This window comes from Pseudomonas sp. 10C3 (assembly GCF_036346185.1).
GTDB lineage: Bacteria > Pseudomonadota > Gammaproteobacteria > Pseudomonadales > Pseudomonadaceae > Aquipseudomonas.
This window is the reverse complement of the sequence record NZ_JASJVE010000236.1, coordinates 1-230: the sequence shown is the minus strand read 5'-3', so window position 1 is coordinate 230 and position 230 is coordinate 1. Positions and strand designations below refer to the sequence as shown.

Here is a 230-nt window from a genome sequence, read left to right as displayed (position 1 = left end):
CCCTGGCGAGCCGCACGGCGGTCATCGTCGCTTACGTGCCGGAGTTGCAGAACACTACCCGTTGAAGACCGGTCAACACGCTGATCAGCGCTGCCACCCGGCCCGCGAGGGGCGATTGTGGCCCGAAGGGTATCCCGGTCTGAACTTGCTCAAGCAGCTTTGACTTCACACACAATGGCCCATCCACCAGCACGTGCACGCCAAACCCCAAGGAGATGTCGATGAAACGG

Annotated in this window: 1 protein-coding gene; it reads right to left on the bottom strand. The window is 61.7% G+C overall.

Annotated elements, in window-relative coordinates; genetic code table 11:
* Positions 1-31: 31 nt before the first annotated feature.
* Positions 32-230, bottom strand: a 199-nt coding sequence (locus tag QN399_RS26735; protein WP_330201987.1) for a hypothetical protein, incomplete at its 5' end; no start/stop codon positions are given.